General features: G+C 66.8%; 19 protein-coding genes and 4 tRNA genes. 4 read left to right on the top strand and 19 right to left on the bottom strand.

Going from position 1 to position 19,999, the window contains the following annotated elements; translation table 11 throughout:
• Positions 1-4 precede the first annotated feature (4 nt).
• From KF889_15925 to KF889_15845, 17 genes are all read right to left on the bottom strand, one after another.
• Positions 5-625, bottom strand: coding sequence for an NAD(P)H-dependent oxidoreductase subunit E (locus KF889_15925; GenBank protein MBX3500927.1), 621 nt, complete (start codon positions 623-625; stop codon positions 5-7).
• Positions 626-645: 20 nt separating this feature from the next.
• Entirely contained in the window at positions 646-1,830 is a 1,185-nt protein-coding gene (locus KF889_15920) for an NADH-quinone oxidoreductase subunit D (GenBank protein MBX3500926.1), read from the bottom strand.
• A 10-nt stretch (positions 1,831-1,840) separates the two neighbouring features.
• Entirely contained in the window at positions 1,841-2,458 is a 618-nt protein-coding gene (locus KF889_15915; protein ID MBX3500925.1) for an NADH-quinone oxidoreductase subunit C, read from the bottom strand.
• Between the two features lie 9 nt (positions 2,459-2,467).
• Positions 2,468-2,995 (bottom strand): NADH-quinone oxidoreductase subunit B, encoded by a 528-nt coding sequence (locus tag KF889_15910; GenBank protein MBX3500924.1) that lies wholly within the window; start codon positions 2,993-2,995, stop codon positions 2,468-2,470.
• On the bottom strand, positions 2,986-3,351 hold the full coding sequence (locus KF889_15905; protein ID MBX3500923.1) for an NADH-quinone oxidoreductase subunit A: 366 nt from the start codon (positions 3,349-3,351) through the stop codon (positions 2,986-2,988). Before KF889_15905 ends, KF889_15910 begins: the two co-directional genes overlap by 10 nt.
• 156 nt (positions 3,352-3,507) lie before the next feature.
• Positions 3,508-3,584, bottom strand: a tRNA-Asp gene (locus tag KF889_15900).
• Positions 3,585-3,698: 114 nt separating this feature from the next.
• A tRNA-Val gene (locus tag KF889_15895) sits at positions 3,699-3,774 on the bottom strand.
• A gap of 140 nt (positions 3,775-3,914) precedes the next feature.
• A complete protein-coding gene (locus KF889_15890; protein ID MBX3500922.1) occupies positions 3,915-4,187 on the bottom strand; it encodes an HU family DNA-binding protein in 273 nt (90 codons plus the stop codon).
• Positions 4,188-4,365: 178 nt separating this feature from the next.
• Positions 4,366-6,771 carry an endopeptidase La gene (gene lon / locus KF889_15885; GenBank protein ID MBX3500921.1) on the bottom strand — a complete coding sequence of 802 codons (2,406 nt, stop codon included), beginning with the start codon at positions 6,769-6,771 and terminating at the stop codon, positions 4,366-4,368.
• Between the two features lie 212 nt (positions 6,772-6,983).
• Positions 6,984-8,255 (bottom strand): ATP-dependent Clp protease ATP-binding subunit ClpX, encoded by a 1,272-nt coding sequence (gene clpX, locus KF889_15880; protein MBX3500920.1) that lies wholly within the window; start codon positions 8,253-8,255, stop codon positions 6,984-6,986.
• A 173-nt stretch (positions 8,256-8,428) separates the two neighbouring features.
• A complete protein-coding gene (locus tag KF889_15875; protein MBX3500919.1) occupies positions 8,429-9,076 on the bottom strand; it encodes an ATP-dependent Clp protease proteolytic subunit in 648 nt (215 codons plus the stop codon).
• 171 nt (positions 9,077-9,247) lie between these two features.
• On the bottom strand, positions 9,248-10,585 hold the full coding sequence (gene tig / locus KF889_15870) for a trigger factor (GenBank protein ID MBX3500918.1): 1,338 nt from the start codon (positions 10,583-10,585) through the stop codon (positions 9,248-9,250).
• Between the two features lie 48 nt (positions 10,586-10,633).
• Positions 10,634-10,718 (bottom strand) — tRNA-Leu (locus KF889_15865).
• A 91-nt stretch (positions 10,719-10,809) separates the two neighbouring features.
• The gene (locus KF889_15860; GenBank protein ID MBX3500917.1) at positions 10,810-12,369 is read right to left on the bottom strand and encodes an NAD(P)H-hydrate dehydratase; all 1,560 of its coding nucleotides are present in this window, start codon (positions 12,367-12,369) and stop codon (positions 10,810-10,812) included.
• Positions 12,369-12,923: a hypothetical protein gene (locus KF889_15855; GenBank protein ID MBX3500916.1), complete on the bottom strand. Its 555-nt coding sequence runs from the start codon at positions 12,921-12,923 to the stop codon at positions 12,369-12,371. Before KF889_15855 ends, KF889_15860 begins: the two co-directional genes overlap by 1 nt.
• Before the next feature lie 29 nt (positions 12,924-12,952).
• Positions 12,953-13,029, bottom strand: a tRNA-His gene (locus KF889_15850).
• 50 nt (positions 13,030-13,079) lie between these two features.
• Positions 13,080-14,255 (bottom strand): aminotransferase, encoded by a 1,176-nt coding sequence (locus KF889_15845; protein MBX3500915.1) that lies wholly within the window; start codon positions 14,253-14,255, stop codon positions 13,080-13,082.
• Positions 14,256-14,373: 118 nt separating this feature from the next.
• On the opposite strand from KF889_15845, the gene KF889_15840 reads away from it, so the two are divergent.
• The 3 genes from KF889_15840 to glnA all read left to right on the top strand — a co-directional run bounded on the left by KF889_15840 (position 14,374) and on the right by glnA (position 17,023).
• On the top strand, positions 14,374-15,021 hold the full coding sequence (locus KF889_15840; protein MBX3500914.1) for a hypothetical protein: 648 nt from the start codon (positions 14,374-14,376) through the stop codon (positions 15,019-15,021).
• A gap of 183 nt (positions 15,022-15,204) precedes the next feature.
• Positions 15,205-15,543 carry a P-II family nitrogen regulator gene (locus tag KF889_15835; protein ID MBX3500913.1) on the top strand — a complete coding sequence of 113 codons (339 nt, stop codon included), beginning with the start codon at positions 15,205-15,207 and terminating at the stop codon, positions 15,541-15,543.
• Positions 15,544-15,613: 70 nt separating this feature from the next.
• Positions 15,614-17,023 carry a type I glutamate--ammonia ligase gene (gene glnA, locus KF889_15830; GenBank protein MBX3500912.1) on the top strand — a complete coding sequence of 470 codons (1,410 nt, stop codon included), beginning with the start codon at positions 15,614-15,616 and terminating at the stop codon, positions 17,021-17,023.
• Between the two features lie 54 nt (positions 17,024-17,077).
• Here the strand turns inward: glnA and KF889_15825 are convergent, their stop codons facing one another.
• Both KF889_15825 and KF889_15820 read right to left on the bottom strand, forming a co-directional pair.
• Complete coding sequence (locus KF889_15825) at positions 17,078-18,370, bottom strand: hypothetical protein (GenBank protein MBX3500911.1); 1,293 nt, start codon at positions 18,368-18,370, stop codon at positions 17,078-17,080.
• Positions 18,367-18,795, bottom strand: a complete 429-nt coding sequence (locus KF889_15820) for a hypothetical protein (protein MBX3500910.1) — start codon at positions 18,793-18,795, stop codon at positions 18,367-18,369. The genes KF889_15825 and KF889_15820 overlap by 4 nt, the downstream gene beginning before the upstream one ends.
• Positions 18,796-18,859: 64 nt before the next feature.
• Between KF889_15820 and KF889_15815 the strand changes: the two genes are divergently transcribed.
• The gene (locus KF889_15815; protein ID MBX3500909.1) at positions 18,860-19,915 is read left to right on the top strand and encodes an alkaline phosphatase family protein; all 1,056 of its coding nucleotides are present in this window, start codon (positions 18,860-18,862) and stop codon (positions 19,913-19,915) included.
• The last annotated feature ends 84 nt before the right edge of the window (positions 19,916-19,999 follow it).

The raw sequence follows: 19,999 nt of genomic DNA, 5'->3' as shown, positions 1-19,999 counted from the left end.
CGCCCTACTCCGCCGCGCCCGGCTTGCCGGTGGTCAGGGTGGTCGGGCCGCCGACCGGCGCCGAGGTCTGGCGATCGATCTGCGGGCCGGGCCTGGGCGTCTCGCCGCGCTTGAGGGCTTCGAGCAGCGCCCTCGTCGAGGCCTCGTCGAGGTCCTCATAGAAGGTGTCGTTGACCTGGATCATCGGCGCGTTGACGCAGGCGCCAAGACATTCGACTTCCATGGTGCTGAACAGCCCGTCGGCGCTGACCTCGCCGGGCCCGACGCCGCTCACCTCGCGGCACGCCTTCATCACCGCGTCCGACCCGCGCAGCCAGCACGGCGTCGTGGTGCAGACCTGCAGCAGGTACTTGCCGCGCGGCTTGAGGCTGAACATCGTGTAGAAGGTCGCGATCTCGTAGACGCGGATCGGCGCCATGTCGAGGAAGCGTGCGACGTAGTCCATCGCCACGCGCGGCAGCCAGCCGCCCGACTGGCGCTGCGCCAGGTCGAGGCAGGCGATCACGGCGCTGGCCTGGCGGCCGGCCGGATACTGCGCCACGAAGCCCCTGGCGATCTCCAGGTTCTGCGGCGTCCACTCGAACGAGCCGACCTGCGGCACGTCCCTGGGATCGGCTGTGATCATCGCCATGGCGTCATGCGCTCCTAGCGGTCGACTTCGCCGAAGACGATGTCGAGCGAGCCGATGTTCGCCGACAGGTCGGCGAGCTGGTGGCCCTTCGACATGAACTCGAGCGCCTGCAGATGCGGGAAGCCCGGTGCCCGGATGTGGCACCGGTAGGGCTGGTTGGAGCCGTCGGCGACGAGGTAGACGCCGAACTCGCCCTTGGGCGCCTCGACGGCCGCGTAGGTCTCGCCCGCCGGCACCTTGTAGCCTTCGGTGTACAGCTTGAAGTGATGAATCAACGCTTCCATCGAGGTCTTCATCTCGCCGCGCAGCGGCGGCGAGATCTTCCGGTCGTCGACCGTGAAGGGGCCGCTGACCGTGCGCAGCGCCTTGACGCACTGGAGCATGATGCGATGGCTCTGGCGCATCTCCTCCATGCGCACGAGGTAGCGCGCGAAGCAGTCGCCGGTCTTGCCCACCGGCACGTCGAAATCGACCTCGGCGTAGCAATCGTAGGGCTGCGCCTTGCGCAGATCCCACGGTACGCCCGAGGCGCGCAGCATCGGCCCGGAGAAGCCCCAGGCGATGGCGTCGTCGCCCGACACGGTGCCGATGTCGACGGTGCGCTGGCGGAAGATGCGGTTCTCGGTCACCAGCCGCTCGAGATCGTCGATCGTCTGCGGAAAGCGCTCGCACCAGGCCTCGATGCGATCGAGCATGCCGGCCGGCAGGTCCTGGTGCACGCCGCCGGGCCGGAAATAGGCCGCGTGCATGCGCGAGCCGGAAACCTGCTCGTAGAACTCCATCAAGAGCTCGCGCTGCTCGAAGCCCCAGAGCGTCGGCGTCAGCGCGCCGACATCCATCGCGAAGGTGGTGACGTTGAGCAGATGGTTGAGGATGCGCGTGATCTCGGAGAACAGCACGCGGATCCACTGGCCGCGGAGCGGCGCCTCGATGCCCAGCAGCCGCTCGACGGCCAGCGCGTAGGAATGCTCCTGGCACATCGGCGAGACGTAATCGAGCCGGTCGAAATACGGCACCGCCTGCAGGTAGGTCTTGTACTCGATCAGCTTCTCGGTGCCGCGATGCAGCAGGCCGATATGCGGATCGCAGCGCTCGACGATCTCGCCGTCCATCTCGACGACGAGGCGCAGCACGCCGTGCGCCGCGGGGTGCTGCGGCCCGAAGTTGAAGGTGAGGTTCCGGATCTCGGTTTCGGCCATCGATCGGGACCTAGTTCCTGGTGGCCTTCTCGTCCCCGGGCAGTGCCTGTCGCACGCCCTCCCAGGGAGAGAGGAAGTCGAAGCGGCGGAACTCCTGGGCCAGTTTCACGGGCTCGTAGACAACGCGCTTCTGCTCGTCGTCGTAGCGCATCTCGACGAAGCCGGTGAGCGGGAAGTCCTTGCGCAGCGGATGGCCGTCGAAGCCGTAGTCGGTGAGGATGCGCCGCAGGTCAGGATGGTCGGCGAACCACACGCCGTAGAGATCCCAGGTCTCGCGCTCGAACCATGGCGCCGAGGGGAAGACCGCGGCGGCCGACGGCACCGGCGTGTTCTCGTCGGTCGCCACCTTCACGCGCACGCGCTTGTTATGGCGCAGGCTGAGCAGGTGATAGACCACGTCGAAGCGCCTGGCGCGCTGCGGGTAGTCGGCGCCGCAGATGTCGACCAGCTGCTTGAACAGGCACTTGGGATCGTCGCGCAGGAACGTCAGCAGGCCGATCACCCTCTCGATCGTCGTCTCGAGCGTGAGCTCGCCGATGCGGATCGTGCTCGACGTGGTCAGGCCGCTCGCCTCGATGGCGGCGGCCAGTTCGGCCAGCGGGTCGGGCTTGATGGTCTCGTCCGTCATCGCCGCCCTTCAACGCACGATCGTGCCGGTGCGGCGAATCTTCTTCTGCAGCTGGATCACGCCGTAGAGCAGCGCCTCGGCGGTCGGCGGGCAGCCCGGCACGTAGATGTCGACCGGCACGATGCGATCGCAGCCGCGCACCACGGAGTAGCTGTAGTGGTAGTAGCCGCCGCCATTGGCGCACGAGCCCATCGAGATCACGTAGCGCGGCTCGGCCATCTGGTCGTAGACCTTGCGCAGGGCCGGCGCCATCTTGTTGGTCAGCGTGCCGGCGACGATCATCAGGTCGGCGCTGCGCGGGCTGGGCATCGGCGCCACGCCGAAACGATCGAGGTCGTAGCGCGCCATCCAGGTGTGGATCATCTCGACACCGCAGCAGGCCAGGCCGAAGGTCAGGCCCCACAGCGAGCCCGAGCGCGCCCAGTTCACCACCTTGTCGAGCTGGGCCACCACGAAGCCCTTGTCGGCGAGCTCGCCCTGCAGCGCCTGGCTCAGCGCCGCGTCGCCCTGCCTGGGTGCGGGCATGGTCACTCCCATTCCAGCGCCCCCTTCTTCCACTCGTAGATAAAGCCAACGGTCAGAACCGCAAGGAACAGCATCATCGACCAGAAGCCGACGATGCCGATGTCGCCCAACGCCACCGCCCAGGGGAACAGGAAGGCGACTTCGAGGTCGAAAATGATGAACAGGATGGCGACCAGGTAGAAACGCACGTCGAACTGGCCGCGCGCGTCGCCGAACGGCGCGAAGCCGCACTCGAAGGGCGACAGCTTCTCGGAATCGGGGTTCTGGCGCGCCAGCAGGTAGGAACCGCCCAGCATCGCGCAGACCAGGCCCACGGCGATGCCGAGGAAGATCAGGATGGGCAGGTACTCGGCCAGCAGCGCGTTCATCGATCCCCCCTCACCCGCGTCGCGCGTCGCGAAGCCACCCGCGCCGTCTGGCAAGCAGCTTCCGTGCCTGCGCACCGAAGGCCACACAACGCAGGGGCAGGCGGCGCCACCCCGGGGACCAACGCTTCCGACAGTCACCACGATCCCTGGGAATCGTGGCGCGAGCGACGGGACTCGAACCCGCGACCTCCGGCGTGACAGGCCGGCGTTCTAACCAACTGAACTACGCCCGCAATACGACTTCGTTGGCGGGCGCACGTTTAGACGAGCGACTCCAGCGAGTCAATGGAAAGGCCGCCCATCGATGAGGGCATTTTTCGCAGCCGATTCAAACTTCTGGCGGCGGATGGTGGGCGATGACGGACTCGAACCGCCGACCCCCTCGGTGTAAACGAGATGCTCTACCAACTGAGCTAATCGCCCGCCGCCGGACGCAGCGAGATACCACACCGCCGCAGCGGGTGCGAACTTCCCGTCACTCCGAGCGCAGCGAGGAAGCCAGGGAAGTCGCCTGGATTCCTCGCTGCGCTCGGAGTGACAGGAGCACTGTGACGGCTTCGCCGTCAGTTGAGCGCGTCCTTCAGCGCCTTGCCGGCCTTGAACTTCGCCTGGGTCGAGGGCGCAATCTTGATCTTCTCGCCGGTCCTGGGGTTACGCCCCTCGCCGCCCTTGCGCTTGGTGGCGTAGAAGGTGCCGAAGCCCACCAGCATCACCTTGTCCTTCTTGCGCAGGGCCTTGGTGATCACGTCGAACATCGCGTCGATCGCCGCGGCGGCTTCCGTCTTGGCCAATCCCGCGTTGTTGGCGACGGCAACGACGAGATCATTCTTGTTCATGGAAGGCCCCACCGACTGGACTGTGCGTTAGCCAGAGCCTACGGCCCAAGCCGCAGTGGCGTCAATCCGGCAATACCAGATATAGCCTGATATAGCGTTCGCCACCGCTATATGCGCCCCAAAACGCAAGCGAGCCGCCCATGGGCGGCTCGTCGCGTCGACCCCTGCCGGGGCCGCATCAGTGGGTCATGACGCCTTCGACGTCATCGGCCGCAGCCGGCCGGACCGGCTCGTTGTCCGACTCGTCCTTCCACTCGATCGGCGCCAGCGGCTTGGCGAGCGCACGGGCGAGCACCTCGTCGACCGTGGTGACCGGCACGATGGTCAGCCCCTTGCGCACGTTGTCGGGGATCTCGGCGAGGTCCTTCTCGTTCTCCTGCGGGATCAGCACGGTCTTCAGGCCGCCGCGCAGGGCGGCCAGCAGCTTCTCCTTCAGGCCGCCGATCGGCAGCACGCGGCCACGCAGGCTGATCTCGCCGGTCATCGCCACGTCGCGCCGCACCGGGATGCCGGTGAGCACCGAGACGATCGACGTGCACATCGCCACGCCGGCCGAAGGGCCATCCTTGGGCGTCGCGCCCTCGGGCACGTGCACGTGGATGTCCTTGCGCTCGAAGACGGTCGGCTTGATGCCGAACGACACCGCGCGCGAGCGCACATAGGAGCGCGCCGCCTGGATCGACTCCTGCATCACGTCGCCGAGCTTGCCGGTGATCGTCATGCGGCCCTTGCCGGGCAGCATCACCGCCTCGATCGACAGCAGCTCGCCGCCGACCTCGGTCCAGGCCAGCCCCGTCGTCACGCCCAGCAGATCCTCGCTCTCCACCTCGCCGAAGCGGAAGCGGCGCACGCCGGCGAACTTGTCGAGGTTCTTGGGCGTCACCTTCACCTTGGCGACCCCCTCCATGAGGATCTCCTTGGTGACCTTGCGCGCGACATTGGCCAGCTCGCGCTCGAGGTTCCGAACGCCGGCCTCGCGCGTGTAGTAGCGGATGATGTCGCGCACCGCCTTGTCGGAGATGTCGATCTCGCCGTCCTTCAGGCCCGCCGCCTCGATCTGCTTGGGCAGCAGGTGCTTGCGCGCGATCTCGACCTTCTCGTCCTCGGTGTAGCCGGCGAGACGGATCACCTCCATGCGGTCGAGCAACGGCTGCGGCATGCGCAGCGTGTTGGCCGTGGTGATGAACATCACGTCGGAAAGGTCGTAGTCGACCTCGAGGTAGTGGTCGTTGAACGTGTTGTTCTGCTCGGGATCGAGCACCTCGAGCAGCGCGGCCGAGGGATCGCCGCGCCAGTCGGCGCCGAGCTTGTCGATCTCATCGAGCAGGATCAGCGGATTCGACGACTTCGCCTTCTTCATCGACTGCACGATCTTGCCCGGCATCGAGCCGATATAGGTGCGCCGATGGCCGCGGATCTCGGCCTCGTCGCGCACGCCGCCCAGCGACATGCGCACGAAGTTGCGGCCCGTCGACTTGGCGATCGACTTTCCGAGCGACGTCTTGCCGACGCCGGGCGGGCCGACCAGGCAGAGGATCGGGCCCTTCATCTTCTCCATGCGCTGCTGCACGGCGAGGTACTCGAGGATGCGCTCCTTGACCTTCTCGAGGCCGTGGTGATCGGCGTCGAGGATCTGCTGGGCGCCCTTGAGGTCCTTCTTGATCTTGGTGCGCTTCTTCCACGGAATCGACAGCATCCAGTCGAGATAGTTGCGCACCACCGTGGCCTCGGCCGACATCGGGCTCATGGTGCGAAGCTTCTTCACCTCGGCCATAGCCTTCTCGCGCGCTTCTTTGGACAGACGCGTCTTCTTGATGCGCTTCTCGAGCTCGCCGACCTCGTCGCGACCGTCCTCGCCCTCGCCCAGCTCCTTCTGGATCGCCTTGAGCTGTTCGTTCAGGTAGTACTCGCGCTGGGTCTTCTCCATCTGCCGCTTGACGCGGTTGCGGATCTTCTTCTCGACCTGCAGGACGGAGATCTCGCCTTCCATCAGGCTGTAGATCTTCTCCAGGCGGCCGGCGACCGAGTCGATCTCCAGCAGCGCCTGCTTGTCGGCGATCTTCAGCGCCAGGTGGGCGGCGATGTTGTCGGCGAGCTTCGCCGGATCGTCGATCTTGTTGATCGAGACCACGACCTCGGGCGGCACCTTCTTGTTGAGCTTGACGTACTGCTCGAACTCGCCGGCGACGGTGCGCGCCAGCGCCTCGACCTCAGCCACGGGCGTCGGCTTCTCCTCGAAGACCTCGGCATAGGCCTCGAAGAAGTCCTTGCGGTCGGTGAAATCGGTGATGCGCGCGCGGCGGCCGCCCTCGACGAGCACCTTCACGGTGTCGTCGGGCAGCTTCAGCAGCTGCAGCACCGTGCCGATGGTGCCGACCCGGTGGATATCGTCGGTCGTCGGATCGTCCTGGCCGGCGTTCTTCTGGGCGACGAGCAGGATCTGCTTGTCGTCCTTCATCACGTCCTCGAGCGCGCGGACGGATTTCTCGCGCCCGACGAACAGCGGAACGATCATGTGGGGGAAGACCACGATGTCCCTCAACGGCAACACCGGGAACAGCGACCCGCGGGAGAGCGTACTCATGAGGAGGCCTCGCAATACATGGGCTATGGGCCCGAATGGATTCACCGCGCAGGCTTCGTCGATCGAACGCAAACGCCGCTAGCACATCCGTCCACAAGGGATAGATGGCCCCGGCCGCATCGCGTTCAAGCGCCGGTCACTTGCGCGTAACGCGCTTGTCACCGCCCGTCGGCGCCGCCCTCCCTGGCGGCAGCCCGGAGCATGGCGGTCTCTCAAGCCTGGGCCGGCGTCTCGATCTCGCGCCGGTCGCTATAGGTGTAAAGCGGCTGGGCCCGGCCCTCGACGACCTCGCGGTTGACGACGACTTCGTCGACCCCGTCGAGGCTGGGCAGGTCGTACATGGTGTTCAGCAGGATCGCTTCCATGATCGAGCGCAGGCCGCGCGCGCCGGTCTTGCGGGCGATCGCCCGGTGGGCGATGCCGCGCAGGGCGTCGTCGGTGAACTTCAGCCGGATGCGCTCCATCTCGAACAGGCGGCCGTACTGGCGCACCAGCGCGTTCTTGGGCTTGGTCAGGATCTCGACCAGCGCATGCTCGTCGAGGTCGTCCAGCGTGGCGACCACCGGCAGGCGGCCGACGAATTCCGGGATCAGGCCGTATTTCAGCAGGTCCTCGGGCTCGAGGTCGCGCAGCACCTCGCCGGTGCGCCGCTCGTCCGGGCCGCGTACCTCGGCGCCGAACCCGATCGAGGTGCCCTGACGGCGCTGGGCGATGATCTTCTCCAGCCCGGCGAAGGCGCCGCCGCAGATGAAGAGGATGTTGGTCGTGTCGACCTGGAGGAACTCCTGCTGCGGATGCTTGCGGCCGCCCTGCGGCGGCACGGAGGCGATGGTGCCCTCCATGATCTTCAGCAGGGCCTGCTGCACGCCCTCGCCCGACACGTCGCGGGTGATCGAGGGGTTGTCCGACTTGCGGCTGATCTTGTCGACCTCGTCGATGTAGACGATGCCGCGCTGCGCCCGCTCGACATTGTAGTCGGCGCTCTGCAGCAGCTTCAGGATGATGTTCTCGACGTCCTCGCCGACATAGCCGGCCTCGGTCAGCGTCGTGGCGTCGGCCATGGTGAATGGCACGTCGAGCATGCGCGCCAGCGTCTGGGCGAGCAGCGTCTTGCCCGAGCCGGTCGGGCCCAGCAGCAGGATGTTGGACTTGGCGAGCTCGACGTCGTTGTTCTTCTGCGCGTGGTTGAGCCGCTTGTAATGATTGTGGACGGCGACCGAGAGCACCTTCTTGGCGTAATCCTGGCCGATCACGTAGTCGTCGAGAACCTGGCGGATCTCGCGCGGAGTCGGCACGCCGTCCTTCGACTTCACCAGGGTGGACTTGTTCTCCTCCCGGATGATGTCCATGCACAGCTCGACGCACTCGTCGCAGATGAAGACAGTCGGACCAGCGATAAGCTTGCGGACCTCATGCTGGCTCTTGCCGCAGAAGCTGCAATACAGCGTGTTCCGCGAGTCGCCGCCGGTCTTGTTCGTGGCCATGGGACCCGGTCCTCTACCTCTGGCGCGCTGGGGGCAGCGGCCGAAATAATGTTAGTCCCCGCAGTCGGGTACGCACAATATCAAAATATGGTGTGTCCCGCTGCGGAAACCGCCATAACCCGTGTGCGGTCATTGCTCAGCAACGAGGCAAGGACCGTGCCGTGAGCCTTTGCTCAGGCTGCCTTCACCTCGGTCGGCGGCGCCGGGCGCTTGTCGACGACCTGGTCGATGAGACCGAACTCCTTGGCCTCGTAGGGGTCGAAGAACCGGTCGCGCTCCATGGCGCTCTCGATGGTCTCGAGCTTCTGGCCGGTGTGCTCGGCGTACATCTTGTTGAGCCGCTCGCGGATCAGCAGGATCTCGCGCGCCTGGATCTCGATGTCGGTGGCCTGGCCCTGCGCACCGCCCGAGGGCTGGTGGATCATGATCCGAGCGTTGGGCAGCGCGAAGCGCTTGCCCTTCTCGCCCGCCGCCAGCAGCAGCGAGCCCATGGAAGCGGCTTGGCCCATGCACACCGTCGAGATCGGCGGGCGGATGTAGCGCATGGTGTCGTAGATCGCCAGGCCCGCGGTCACCACGCCGCCCGGCGAATTGATGTAGAAGGCGATGTCCTTGTTGGGGTTCTCCGCCTCCAGGAACAGGAACTGGGCGGAGATCAGGGTGGCCAAGCGCTCCTCGACCACGCCGCTCAGGAAGACGATGCGCTCCTTCAGCAGTCGCGACCAGATATCGTAGCCCTGGATGCCACGCGCCGTCTGCTCGACGACGGTGGGGATGAAGTAGTTGTCGTAGATCTCGATCGGATCGCGATCGCGAATCATGGTCGTTGCTTCCTTCGACGGCGTACACCCGGGGGCGGTGATCACGCCTAGTGTGACTGGCCCGGCACGGGTTGATCAAGCGCCGGGACCCAAAACGGACCGTTATATGGAGTCGCGGGGCCGCCGCCGCAATGTTTGCCGCCGCCCTGCCGTCGCGGGGCGGCAGAAAGCCTAGGCCGCCTGCTTGTCGGCCTCGTCGCCCTCGCGCGCGGCCTTGAGCAGGTCGTCGGGCGACACCGCCTTGTCGCTGACCTTGGCCAGCTCGAGCACGAAGTCGATCGTCTTGTCCTCGAAGATCGGCGCGCGCAGGCGCTCGCGCATCTCGGCGTTCTTGCCATAGAACTCGAAGACCTGCCGCTCCTGGCCGGGATAGCGCTGGGCCTCGCGGATCACCGCCTGGTTGATCTCCTGCGGCGTGACTTCGATGTTGTTCTTGCGGCCGACCTCGGCCAGCAGCAGGCCGAGCCGAACGCGCCGGTTGGCGATGTCGCGGTACTCGCCCTTGAGCTTCTCCTCGTCCTCTTCGACCTTCTGCCCGGCCTTCTTGGCATCCTCGACCTGCTGCCAGATCGAGCCGAACTCGGCCTCGACCAGGCCCGCGGGAACGTCGAACTGGTGCTTCTCGGCCAGCTTGTCGAGCAGCTTGCGCTTCACCAGGGCACGCGAGAGCTGGTTGTAGTCCTGCTCGATGCGCTCGCGCACCGCCTTGCGCATGGCCTCGAGGTTGTCGAAGCCGGCGCCCTTGGCCAGCTCGTCGTCGATCGGCTTGGGCACGCGCACCGAGACCTGGTTGACCTTGACCTTGAACACCGCGTCCTTGCCGGCGAGCTGGGCCGCGCCGTACTCGGCCGGGAAGGTGACCTTGACCTCGCGGTCCTGGCTGGCCTCGGCGCCGATCAGCTGGTCCTCGAAGCCCGGGATCAGGCTGTTGGAGCCCAGTTCGATGTCGTAGCCCTGCGCCGAGCCGTTCTCGAACGGCACGTCGTCGATGAAGCCGGTGAAATCGATGTTGAGGGTGTCGCCCTTCTCCGCCGCGCGTGCCGGCTCGACCGGCTTCAGCTCGCCGCTGCCCTGGGCCATGCGCTCGACCGCCTCGTCGACCTGCTTGTCCTCGACATTGACCTTGAGCCGCTCCAGCTCGATGTCGCCGAAGCCGATTTCGCCCAGTTCCGGCATCAGCTCGACGATCAGCTCGAATTCGAGGTCCTGGCCCTCCTCGATCTTCTTGACCTCGATGCGCGGCTGCAGCGCCGGCTTGAGCGAATTGTCGGTGATGGTCTTGCCGACGCTCTCGTTGACCGACTTCTCGACCGCCTCGCCGAACAGGGCTTGGCCGTACTGGCGGCGCAGCAGGCTCACCGGCACCTTGCCGGGACGGAAGCCGGGCATCGAGGCGGTCTTGGCCATCTCCTCGAGGCGACCGTCGACCTGGCTCGCGATATCGGCTGCAGGCAGCACGACCCGATAGGAGCGCTTGAGTGCCTCGTTGGAGATTTCTGTGATCTGCATGTCACTTATCCGCTGTTCTTGAGCTTATATGTCAGGTCATCCGGGGCATGGTGCGGGCGGAGGGACTTGAACCCCCATGCCTTGCGGCGCGAGAACCTAAATCTCGTGTGTCTGCCAGTTCCACCACGCCCGCGGCCGGCCGCGACTATAAGGGGCGCCTTCTAGCGTGCGCCCGACTGATGGTCAAAGGATTGCGAAGACGGGTGTCGGCCGGCCCCAATCGGTCAGTCGGCGGTCCGCGCCGCACCCAGGGGATCGCGCCACAGATCGTCGAGAACGGCCGGGAGCTGGGGCGCGATGTCCTCGGCGATCAGGCCGAAGCCGAAGCGCCGCGCCGCCGCGCCGTGCAGCCAGCAGGCCGCGGCGGCGGCGGCGAAGGCGGTCATGCCCTGGGCCATCAGCCCGCCGGCCATGCCGGACAGCACGTCGCCGCTGCCCGCCGTGGCCAGGGTCGGGGGCGCATTGTCGCTGACGATCGCCCGGCCATCGGGCGCGGCGATGGTCGTGTCGGGTCCCTTCAGCAGGATTGTCGCGCCCGAGCGTCGCGCCGCCTGGCGTGCCCGGTCGAGCTTGCCCGGCAGGCCGGCGAGATCGGGAAACAGCCGGGCGAACTCGCCCTCGTGCGGCGTCAGCAGCGTCTGGCCGCGAATCATCGCGAAGAACCGGTCGGGCATCCCGGCCGCCACGGTAATGGCGTCGGCGTCGATCACCGCGCCACGGCCGGCGGCCAAGGTCGCCAGCAGGCGCTCGGCGGCCTGCGCTCCGGTCCCCGCCCCCGGCCCGACGACAAAGGCGTTCTTGCGCGGATCGCCGGTCAGCCCGGCCAGCGCCTGCGCATCCGCCAGATCGACGACGAGGTTGCCCGGCTCGGCCAGGCGATAGACCGTCGTCGCCGCCGGCGATCCGGCGATCGTGACCAGCCCGGCGCCGACGCGCCGGGCCGCCAGCGCCGACAGCCGCGCCGCGCCGGTCATGGTGTCGCCGCCGAACACCACGACGTGGCCGCGCCGGTACTTGTGGTCGTCGAGCGCCGGGCGCCGCAGCGCATGGCGCCACAGTCCAGGGCCATTGCGCCATTGCCGGACGTCGAGCTGGCGCAGAACGCCGCGCGGCACGCCGATCTCGGCGACACGCAGATCACCGCAGCACGCCCGGCCGGCCGAAGAGAGGTGGCCGGTCTTGGGCCGGAAGAACGTCACCGTCAGCTCGCAGCGCGGCACCGCGCCCAGCACGGCGCCGGTATCGCCGTCGAGGCCACTGGGCAGGTCGATGGCGACGCAGGCGAGGTCGCGGGCGTTGATCGCCGTCACCAGCGCCTTCGCCATGCCCTCCAGCGGCCGCTTCAGGCCGATCCCGAACAGGGCGTCGATCACCAGCGGATGATCCTCGAGCAGATCGGGCGTCGCCGCCTCGATGATGCCGCCCCAGAGCTCGGCGGCGTTCAGCGCGTCGCCGCCCAGCCGCTCGCGCTCGCCCAGCAGGCCCACCCGCACCGGCCAGCCCGCGGCCTCGAGCTGGCGGGCCACGACGAAACCGTCGCCGCCGTTGTTGCCCGGCCCGCAGAGAACCACCGTGGGCTGCGGCAGGTAACGCTCGCCCACCGCGGCCGCCACGGCGGCGCCGGCGGTTTCCATCAGCTCGGTGCTGGAAACGCCCTGCGCCACCGTGCCGTGCTCGTCGCGCAGCCCCTCCATCGCCAGGGTCTCGGCGATTCGCATCTCGGCGCAGCTCAGGATGGCGAGGTCGTCGTCGGCGACGACGTCGCGCAGCGCCTCGGCCGCCATCAGCTGCGCCTTGCGTGGCGGCGCGCGGCCAGGAAGCGCCGGCCGAGCCAGCCCGGCCGCTGGGCAAGCTGGGCGCGCAGCCAGACCTTGGCCGCTGCGATGGCGGCGGCCGCCCTCTGCCAGGCGGGCATCGCCCTGACCCGGGCGTAGATCCGGTCGCGCCAGCCGAACACCCAGGCTTCGGCCCGCGCGAACCAGTTCAGGCTCACCAGGGTCGGCCGCAGGATCAGGTAGATGCGCGCGCCGATCGCCGTGCCGGCGAGCTTGCCGGCGACGATGATGATCGTGCCCCACACCACATGGCCGCTGGCCAGCAGCCACAAGGCTGCCAGCTTCACCGGGAAGAGCACCGCGCCGGGCACCAGGAACAGGATCATCGCCGGATAGGGCGGCAGGCGGCGCGCACGCTGCTCGAGCGCGGCGACCAACGGCAGCGCCGCCAGCCTGGCCATCAGCCGCTGCGCCCACTTGATCAGGGTCTCTTCGAGCAGGATCAGGGCCGCAGCGATCAGCACCAGCGGCGGCGTCAGCACTCGCTTGAGGATCGCGCGCATGGCGCCATCATAGATCAGGAAAGGGGCGATGGGGCGACCGACCGGATTTGAACCGGCGACATCCAGAATCACAATCTGGCGCTCTAACCAACTGAGCTACGGCCGCCATCGCATGCCCGAAGGCGGTCGGCTAGGTACTCTCCCGGCCGCGCCCGGTCAAGGTTGGCGGCGCTTGCGGAAATGGCCCGACAACCGCTCCAGCGCCGCGTCCAGCGTGCTGTCGTTCTTGCAGAAGCAGAAGCGCGCGAAATGCCGGGGCGCATCGGCGCTGCTGTAGAAGGCGCTGGTCGGCACCGCCGTCACGCCCGCCTCGACCGTGATGTGGCGGCAGAAATCCTCGTCGGTGCCGTTGAAGCCCAGCGGCCGGAAATCGGTGGTGACGAAATAGGTGCCGCGCGCCGGCATCACCTCGAAGCCGATATCGGCCAGGCCGGTGGCCAGCCGGTCGCGCTTGGCCTGCATGTCGGACGCCAGCCTGGTGAAGTAGGCGTCTTCCTTGCGCAGGCCCACGGCGGTGCCCCATTGCAGGTTGGGCGGCGTGGTGAAGGTGACGAACTGGTGCGCCTTGAGGATCGGCTTGAGCACCGCCGGCGCCGCCGTGATGTAGCCCACCTTCCAGCCGGTGACGCTGAAGGTCTTGCCCGACGAGCCGATGCGCGCCGTGCGCTCGCGCATCCCCGGGAACTTCATCAGCGGCGTGTGCTTCAGACCGTCGAAAGTCAGATGCTCGTAGACCTCGTCGCAGACGGCGAAGGTGTCGTGCTTGACGCAAAGCTCGGCGATGAAGCCCAGCTCCTCGGCGTCGAACACCTTGGAGCAGGGATTCATCGGCGAGTTGATCAGGATCAGCTTTGTCCTGGGTCCGAAGGCGGCCGCCAGCTCCTCGCGCGGCAGATCCCAGCGCGGCGGCTGCAGGCGGACCAGCCTGGGGATCCCGCCGGCGCGGCGCACGATCGGGATGTAGCTGTCGTAGAGCGGCTCGATCAGCACCACCTCGTCGCCCGGCTCGATCAGGCCGAACAGGCAGTCGCCCAGGGCCTCGGTGGCGCCCGAGGTCACCATGACCTCGCTCTGCCAGTCGACGTCGAGGTCATAGAAACGCTTGTTGTGCTCGGCCACCGCCTGGCGCAGCTCGGGGATGCCCAGCATCGGCGGATACTGGTTGTGGCCGGTCATCAGGTAGTCGGCGGCGGCGCGCCGGACATCCTCGGGACCCGGGTCGTCGGGAAACCCCTGCCCCAGATTGACCGATTTGTACTGCCGCGCCAGACCCGACATCACGTCGAAGATCGTGTCGGCGTAGCCGCCCAGAACGCTGTTGCCCTGCTTCATGCCGCTTCCATCCCCGGCCGTCGCCCGGCCCCGGCGGCGCTCATAGCACATCCGCGACACGGCTTGGGCAAACCGGATCGTCCGGCTATCTTCCGCCCCGACTCACCGGAGGACCGATGTGACGGGCAACAGGACCGCGACTGTCGACGATCAGCTGTTCGTGACCTTGGGCAACGACCTGGCACTGCTGTTCGTCACGCCCCTGCTGCGCCGGACCGTGGCCAATGCCGGGCAGATCAACCCCGGCCTGCGCGCCGAGATCGCCAGGCGCGCCGCATCCGAGCCCGGCGTCAAGATCAGCAATCGCGGCGGCTGGCAGTCCAAGGCCGACCTGCTGGAATGGCCGCTGCCCGAGGTCGCGGCCCTGCGCGGCTCGATCGTCGAGGCGGTGAAGACGATGGCCACCCTGTCCCCGGACTTCAGCAGCCGGGCGCCGGGAACGACCCAGTTCAAGGCCTATGCCTGGGCGAACCTCAACCGCACCCACGACTACAACGTCGCCCACCTGCATCCGGACTCGCACTTTTCCGGCGTCTACTACGTCGACGCGGGCAACGCCGTGAGTGGCGGCACCATCCAGTTCACCGACCCCCGGCCGATGGCGCGGGCGATGCCGACTCCGGGATTCAACTTTGACCGCGTGCTGACCGTGGTCCCCGCATCCGGCCTCATGCTCCTTTTTCCGAGCTGGCTGGAGCACTGGGTTTCGCCGTACGACGGACCCAACGAGCGCATCTCGATCGCGTTCAACTGCACACTACGTTAGCGTCTTCTGTCCTATTATTAGGCATATTGCCCGATGATATGGCGCTAAATTAATCACAATGCGGCAAATTCCAACAGCGACAGGCGCCTGGGCCGGTAGCGGCGCTGGCATGGAAACTGCACCCTGCAGGGTCCTGCGACGGGGCCTGCCGGCCCCGCCGTCCGTCACTCGTGTTGCGTGCCGATGAAAAAGATCGAAGCCATCATCAAGCCTTTCAAGCTCGACGAAGTGAAGGAAGCGCTCAACGAGATCGGCGTGAAGGGCATCACGGTCATCGAGGCCAAGGGCTTCGGGCGGCAGAAGGGCCATACCGAGCTCTATCGCGGTGCCGAATACGTCGTCGACTTCCTGCCCAAGGTGAAGGTCGAGCTGGTCGTCGAGGACGCCCAGGCCGAGAAGGCCGTCGAGGCGATTCGCAGCGCGGCGCAGACCGGCCGCATCGGCGATGGCAAGATCTTCGTCTCGGGGGTAGAGGAAGCCGTGCGAATCCGCACCGGAGAGCGCGGCGACGAAGCCATCTAGGGGCGTCCGGCGCCGCGTCGCGGGCCGCACGGAAAGACAAGAGAATCCACAAGCGAAAGGATCAAGGGATATGGCCGACGCCAAGAGCGTGCTGCAGATGATCAAGGAGAAGGACGTCAAGTTCGTCTCCTTCCGGTTCACCGATCCGCGCGGCAAGTGGCAGCACACCGCCAAGACCGCGTCGGCGGTCGACGATTCGGTGTTTGCCGACGGCGTGATGTTCGACGGCTCCTCGATCGCCGGCTGGAAGGCGATCAACGAGTCCGACATGATCCTGATGCCCGATCCGTCGACGGCGATCCTCGATCCGTTCACGGCGCAGACGACGATGTCGATCTTCTGCGACGTCATCGAGCCCTCGACCGGCCAGTTCTACGCCCGCTGCCCGCGCTCGACCGCCAAGCGCGCCGAGGCCTACCTGAAGTCCTCCGGCGTCGGCGACAGCGCCGTGTTCGGCCCCGAGCTCGAGTTCTTCGTGTTCGACGACGTGCGCTTCGACGTGAAGATGCACGGCTCGTTCTACGCCGTCGACTCGGCGGAGACGCCCAACAACACCGGAACGGTGATGGAAGGCGGCAACATGGGCCACCGTCCGGGCGTCAAGGGCGGCTACTTCCCGGTCCCGCCGGTTGATTCCATGCACGATCTGCGCGCCGAGATGTGCACCGTGCTGACCGAGATGGGTCTCACCATGGAGATCCACCATCACGAGGTGGCGCCGGCGCAGAACGAGCTGGGCTTCCGCTTCGACACGCTGGTGAAGACCGGCGACAACGTGCAGAAGTACAAGTACGGCCTGCACAACGTCGCGGCGCAGTGGGGCAAGACCTGCACCTTCATGCCCAAGCCGATCTACGGTGACAACGGCTCGGGCATGCACACGCACCAGTCGATCTGGAAGGACGGCAAGCCGCTGTTCGCCGGCAACGGCTACGCCGACCTCAGCGAGACGGCGCTCTACTACATCGGCGGCATCATCAAGCACGCCAAGGCGCTCAACGCCTTCTGCAACGCCTCGACCAACAGCTACAAGCGCGTCATCCCGGGCTTCGAGGCCCCCGTGCTGCTCGCCTATTCGGCGCGCAACCGCTCGGCCTCCTGCCGCATCCCCTACTCCGCCTCGCCCAAGGGCAAGCGTGTCGAGGTGCGCTTCCCCGATCCGTCGGCCAATCCGTATCTCGCCTTCTCGGCGATGCTGATGGCCGGCATCGACGGCATCCAGAACAAGATCCATCCCGGCGAGGCGATGGACAAGAACCTCTACGAGCTGCCGCCGGAGGAGCTCAAGCAGGTGCCGACCGTGGCCGGCTCGCTGCGCGAGGCGCTGGGCGCGCTCGACGCCGATCGCGCCTTCCTGACCAAGGGCGGCGTCTTCACCGAGGACCAGATCGACGCCTACATGGATCTCAAGTGGGAAGAGGTCTACAACTGGGAACACCAGCCGGCTCCGATCGAGTACAAGATGTACTACTCGGTCTGATCCGGGACAGTTCCATGAAGCTCGAAGGGGCCGCGCAAGCGGCCCCTTTTTGCTCTAGCCTACGCTGCGAATCGCGGCGCCGCGCCGCCAAATCATGATCGTGAGCCCGCTCAGTCGCTGCAAGCACCCGCCAAGATAGGGAAAGCGGATCAGCCACCCGACGATCGCGAGCGGAACCGGGCCGTGCTCGAGAATGCGGGCGAGAGCCTTCATGCCGTGATCCTCGACGCCGCTGTGGGGACGGCTGTAGACGAGGCGCTCCAGGGTGCCAAGCGGCGCCGACTCGACACGGAAGCTGCCTTCGAGCCGAGGCGACAGAATTGGCCACAGTACATTCCAGACAGTCCGTGCGGGGCCCCTCCCGCTGATGGTGATGTGCGCTTCCTCGGCGATGTGCGGACGCCAGCGCATTTGCCATTCGCGCACCGCCCCACGGTAGCTCGTCCACGCCTCCGGCATGGCGATGGCGATGTGCGCGCGATTGTACCAGGTAGCGTAGATCGTATCGAAGACAGCGAACATCAGCGCGATCAGCGCCAGTCCCCAGGAGCGGGCGTAGAGCGCCACCACAGCCATGAAGAAGGCCGAGATGATCTGCATCGGGTTGGCGGTGAAGGCATAGGGACCGCTGGTCACGACGCGCTTGGGTGGATCGAAGGGAATCGGAGTGCCGCCGCCGACGCTGGCGAACTCCGCAGTGGCAGCAACGCCAACGAAGAGCAGCATCAGCGCAATCGCGGCCAGGCACCAGTCGAGTATCGACCCCGGCAGATGGTAGAGGCTGAAGAGCGGCGAGCCCGTGTAGCTCAGTACGCAGACCGGGATGACGAGTGTCATGTAGCCGCCCCAGCCCAGCACATGGAACATGGCGCGAACTGTCGGCAGACGATCCTCACGCGTGAGGCGTGCGGCGATCTGGCCCGGAATCAGGCACAGCAGCATGGCGACCGCGTCGCCCACCAACCATGACGAGCCTATGCTCACCAGCGGTGTCAGCCGGGGCATGCTCACCAGGTCGAGTGCCACCGAGATCGCGACGATCAACGGCAGCGGCAGCCAGCGTTGGGCGAAGAGGCAGACCGGTCCCCACCAGATCGCCCAGCCGATCCAGACATCGATCGGCAGGCCTTGCACTGCGTTGCGCTCGACGCCGAAGCTCCACCAGCCGAAATGTAGAGCCAGCAGGTGCAACGCCAGCAACGCCGGCAGCTGCCACAGAAAGGCGACCATCGCCGACACCGCCTCGCGCGGCCGCGGCTTGACGATCAACAGCAGAGCGATGGCGGCGACCATGGGGCCGGCAAGAAGCGCCGCCCGCTGTAACGCCAGCCACTCGGCCTCGCTCACAAGCCGCGCCCCCAATAGCGTCGTAGCAGCCCGAATTCACCGATCACGACCGCGATCATCAGCAGCACCGGGTAACAGGCGAGCAGCAGCGGCAGCCAGTCGCCCGCGAACACCGCGACGCAAAGGCCGAGGACGGTGAGGTCCTGCGCGATGCGGCCCACCCTCGTTGATGACGGTGGTGTGAAGGCCATGATAAAGGCGAGCGTCGCCGGCAAAGCGTGACGCAGCAGAATATCGTCAGCATCGAGCAAAAGCACCGGCCAGCGCAGGGCCAACCCAATGACAAGCGCCGCTACGGCAACGGCGCCGAGTCCTTGCGAACGGCGGCTGCGCCATGTCGGCAGCAACGCCGACTCGGGCAGCGGATAGGCGATCGGTTGCAAATCCACTCGGTCCATCAACAGAGCATAGATCAGATCAGGCACTCGCGGTGGACAAACCGATTCGATTGGTCGAAATGTTGCGCCCAGGAATCTGGGGATTCGTCGCGTGACCCGATCATCGCTGACCCGTCGTGCCTTCACCGGCGCCGCCGTCTCCACCGCCGTTGCCGGGTCGGCCGTGGCGCAGCGCAAGCCGCTGGTGCGCGTGGCCTTCGGCTCCTGCGTCGACCCGCGCGAGGCGCAGCCGATCTGGGATTCGGTGCTGGCCTACAAGCCCGACCTGTTCATCTTCGGCGGCGACAACGTCTACGGCGACAGCAAGGACCGCGAGCTGAAGGAGCTCAAGGAGGCCTATGCGCTGGCGCGCCAGTCGCCGGGCTACATGAAGCTGCGCGGCAGCGTGCGCCATCTCGCGGTCTGGGACGACCACGACTATGGCGTCAACGACGCCGGCGGCGACATGCCGTTCAAGGTCGAGTCAAAGGAAGAGTTCCTGAAATTCTGGGACGCGCCGACCGACGATCCGCGCCGCCTGCACGAGGGCATCTACTACGCCGAGGCCTTCGGCAATCCCGGCCAGCGCGTGCAGATCATCCTGCTCGACATCCGTTCCTTCAAGTCGCCGTGGCTGCCGAGCGAGAACCGCGGCGCGTCGGGCATGGAGCGCTACATCCCCGACCACGATCCGGCCAAGACGATGCTGGGTCCGACGCAATGGGCCTGGCTCGCCGATCGCCTGCGCGAGCCGGCCGACCTGCGCCTGATGGTATCGTCGATCCAGGTGCTGGCCGATGGCCATGGCTGGGAGCGCTGGGGCAATTTCCCGCATGAGCGGCGCCGGCTCTACGAGCTGGTGCGCCAGACCCGCGCCGAGAACCTGATCTTCCTGTCCGGCGACCGTCATCTCGGCGCGCTCTACCGCGAGACCAGCGGCACGCCCTACCCGTTCACCGAGATGACCTCGAGCGGGCTGACCAAGTACTTCCCGAATCCGAAGGAGCCGGGCCCCAATCGCCTGGGCATGGTCTATGGCCGGCCGAACTTCGGCACCGTCGATATCGACTGGTGGGAGAAGAAGGTACGGCTGGCCGTGCGCGACGAGGCCGGCCAGCCGGTCCGCAGCCACAGCGTGCCGATGGAGGAGATGAGGTTTCGGACGTGATCGTGTGACGGATCGGTGCGACCCGGAGGGTGTTCCGTTCGGACTCTGTCATCCCGAGCGTAGCGAGGGAACCAGGGCCAGCTT

This window comes from Alphaproteobacteria bacterium (assembly GCA_019635875.1).
Classification (GTDB): domain Bacteria; phylum Pseudomonadota; class Alphaproteobacteria; order Reyranellales; family Reyranellaceae; genus JAFAZJ01.
This window is presented reverse-complemented; position numbering and strand designations above follow the sequence as displayed.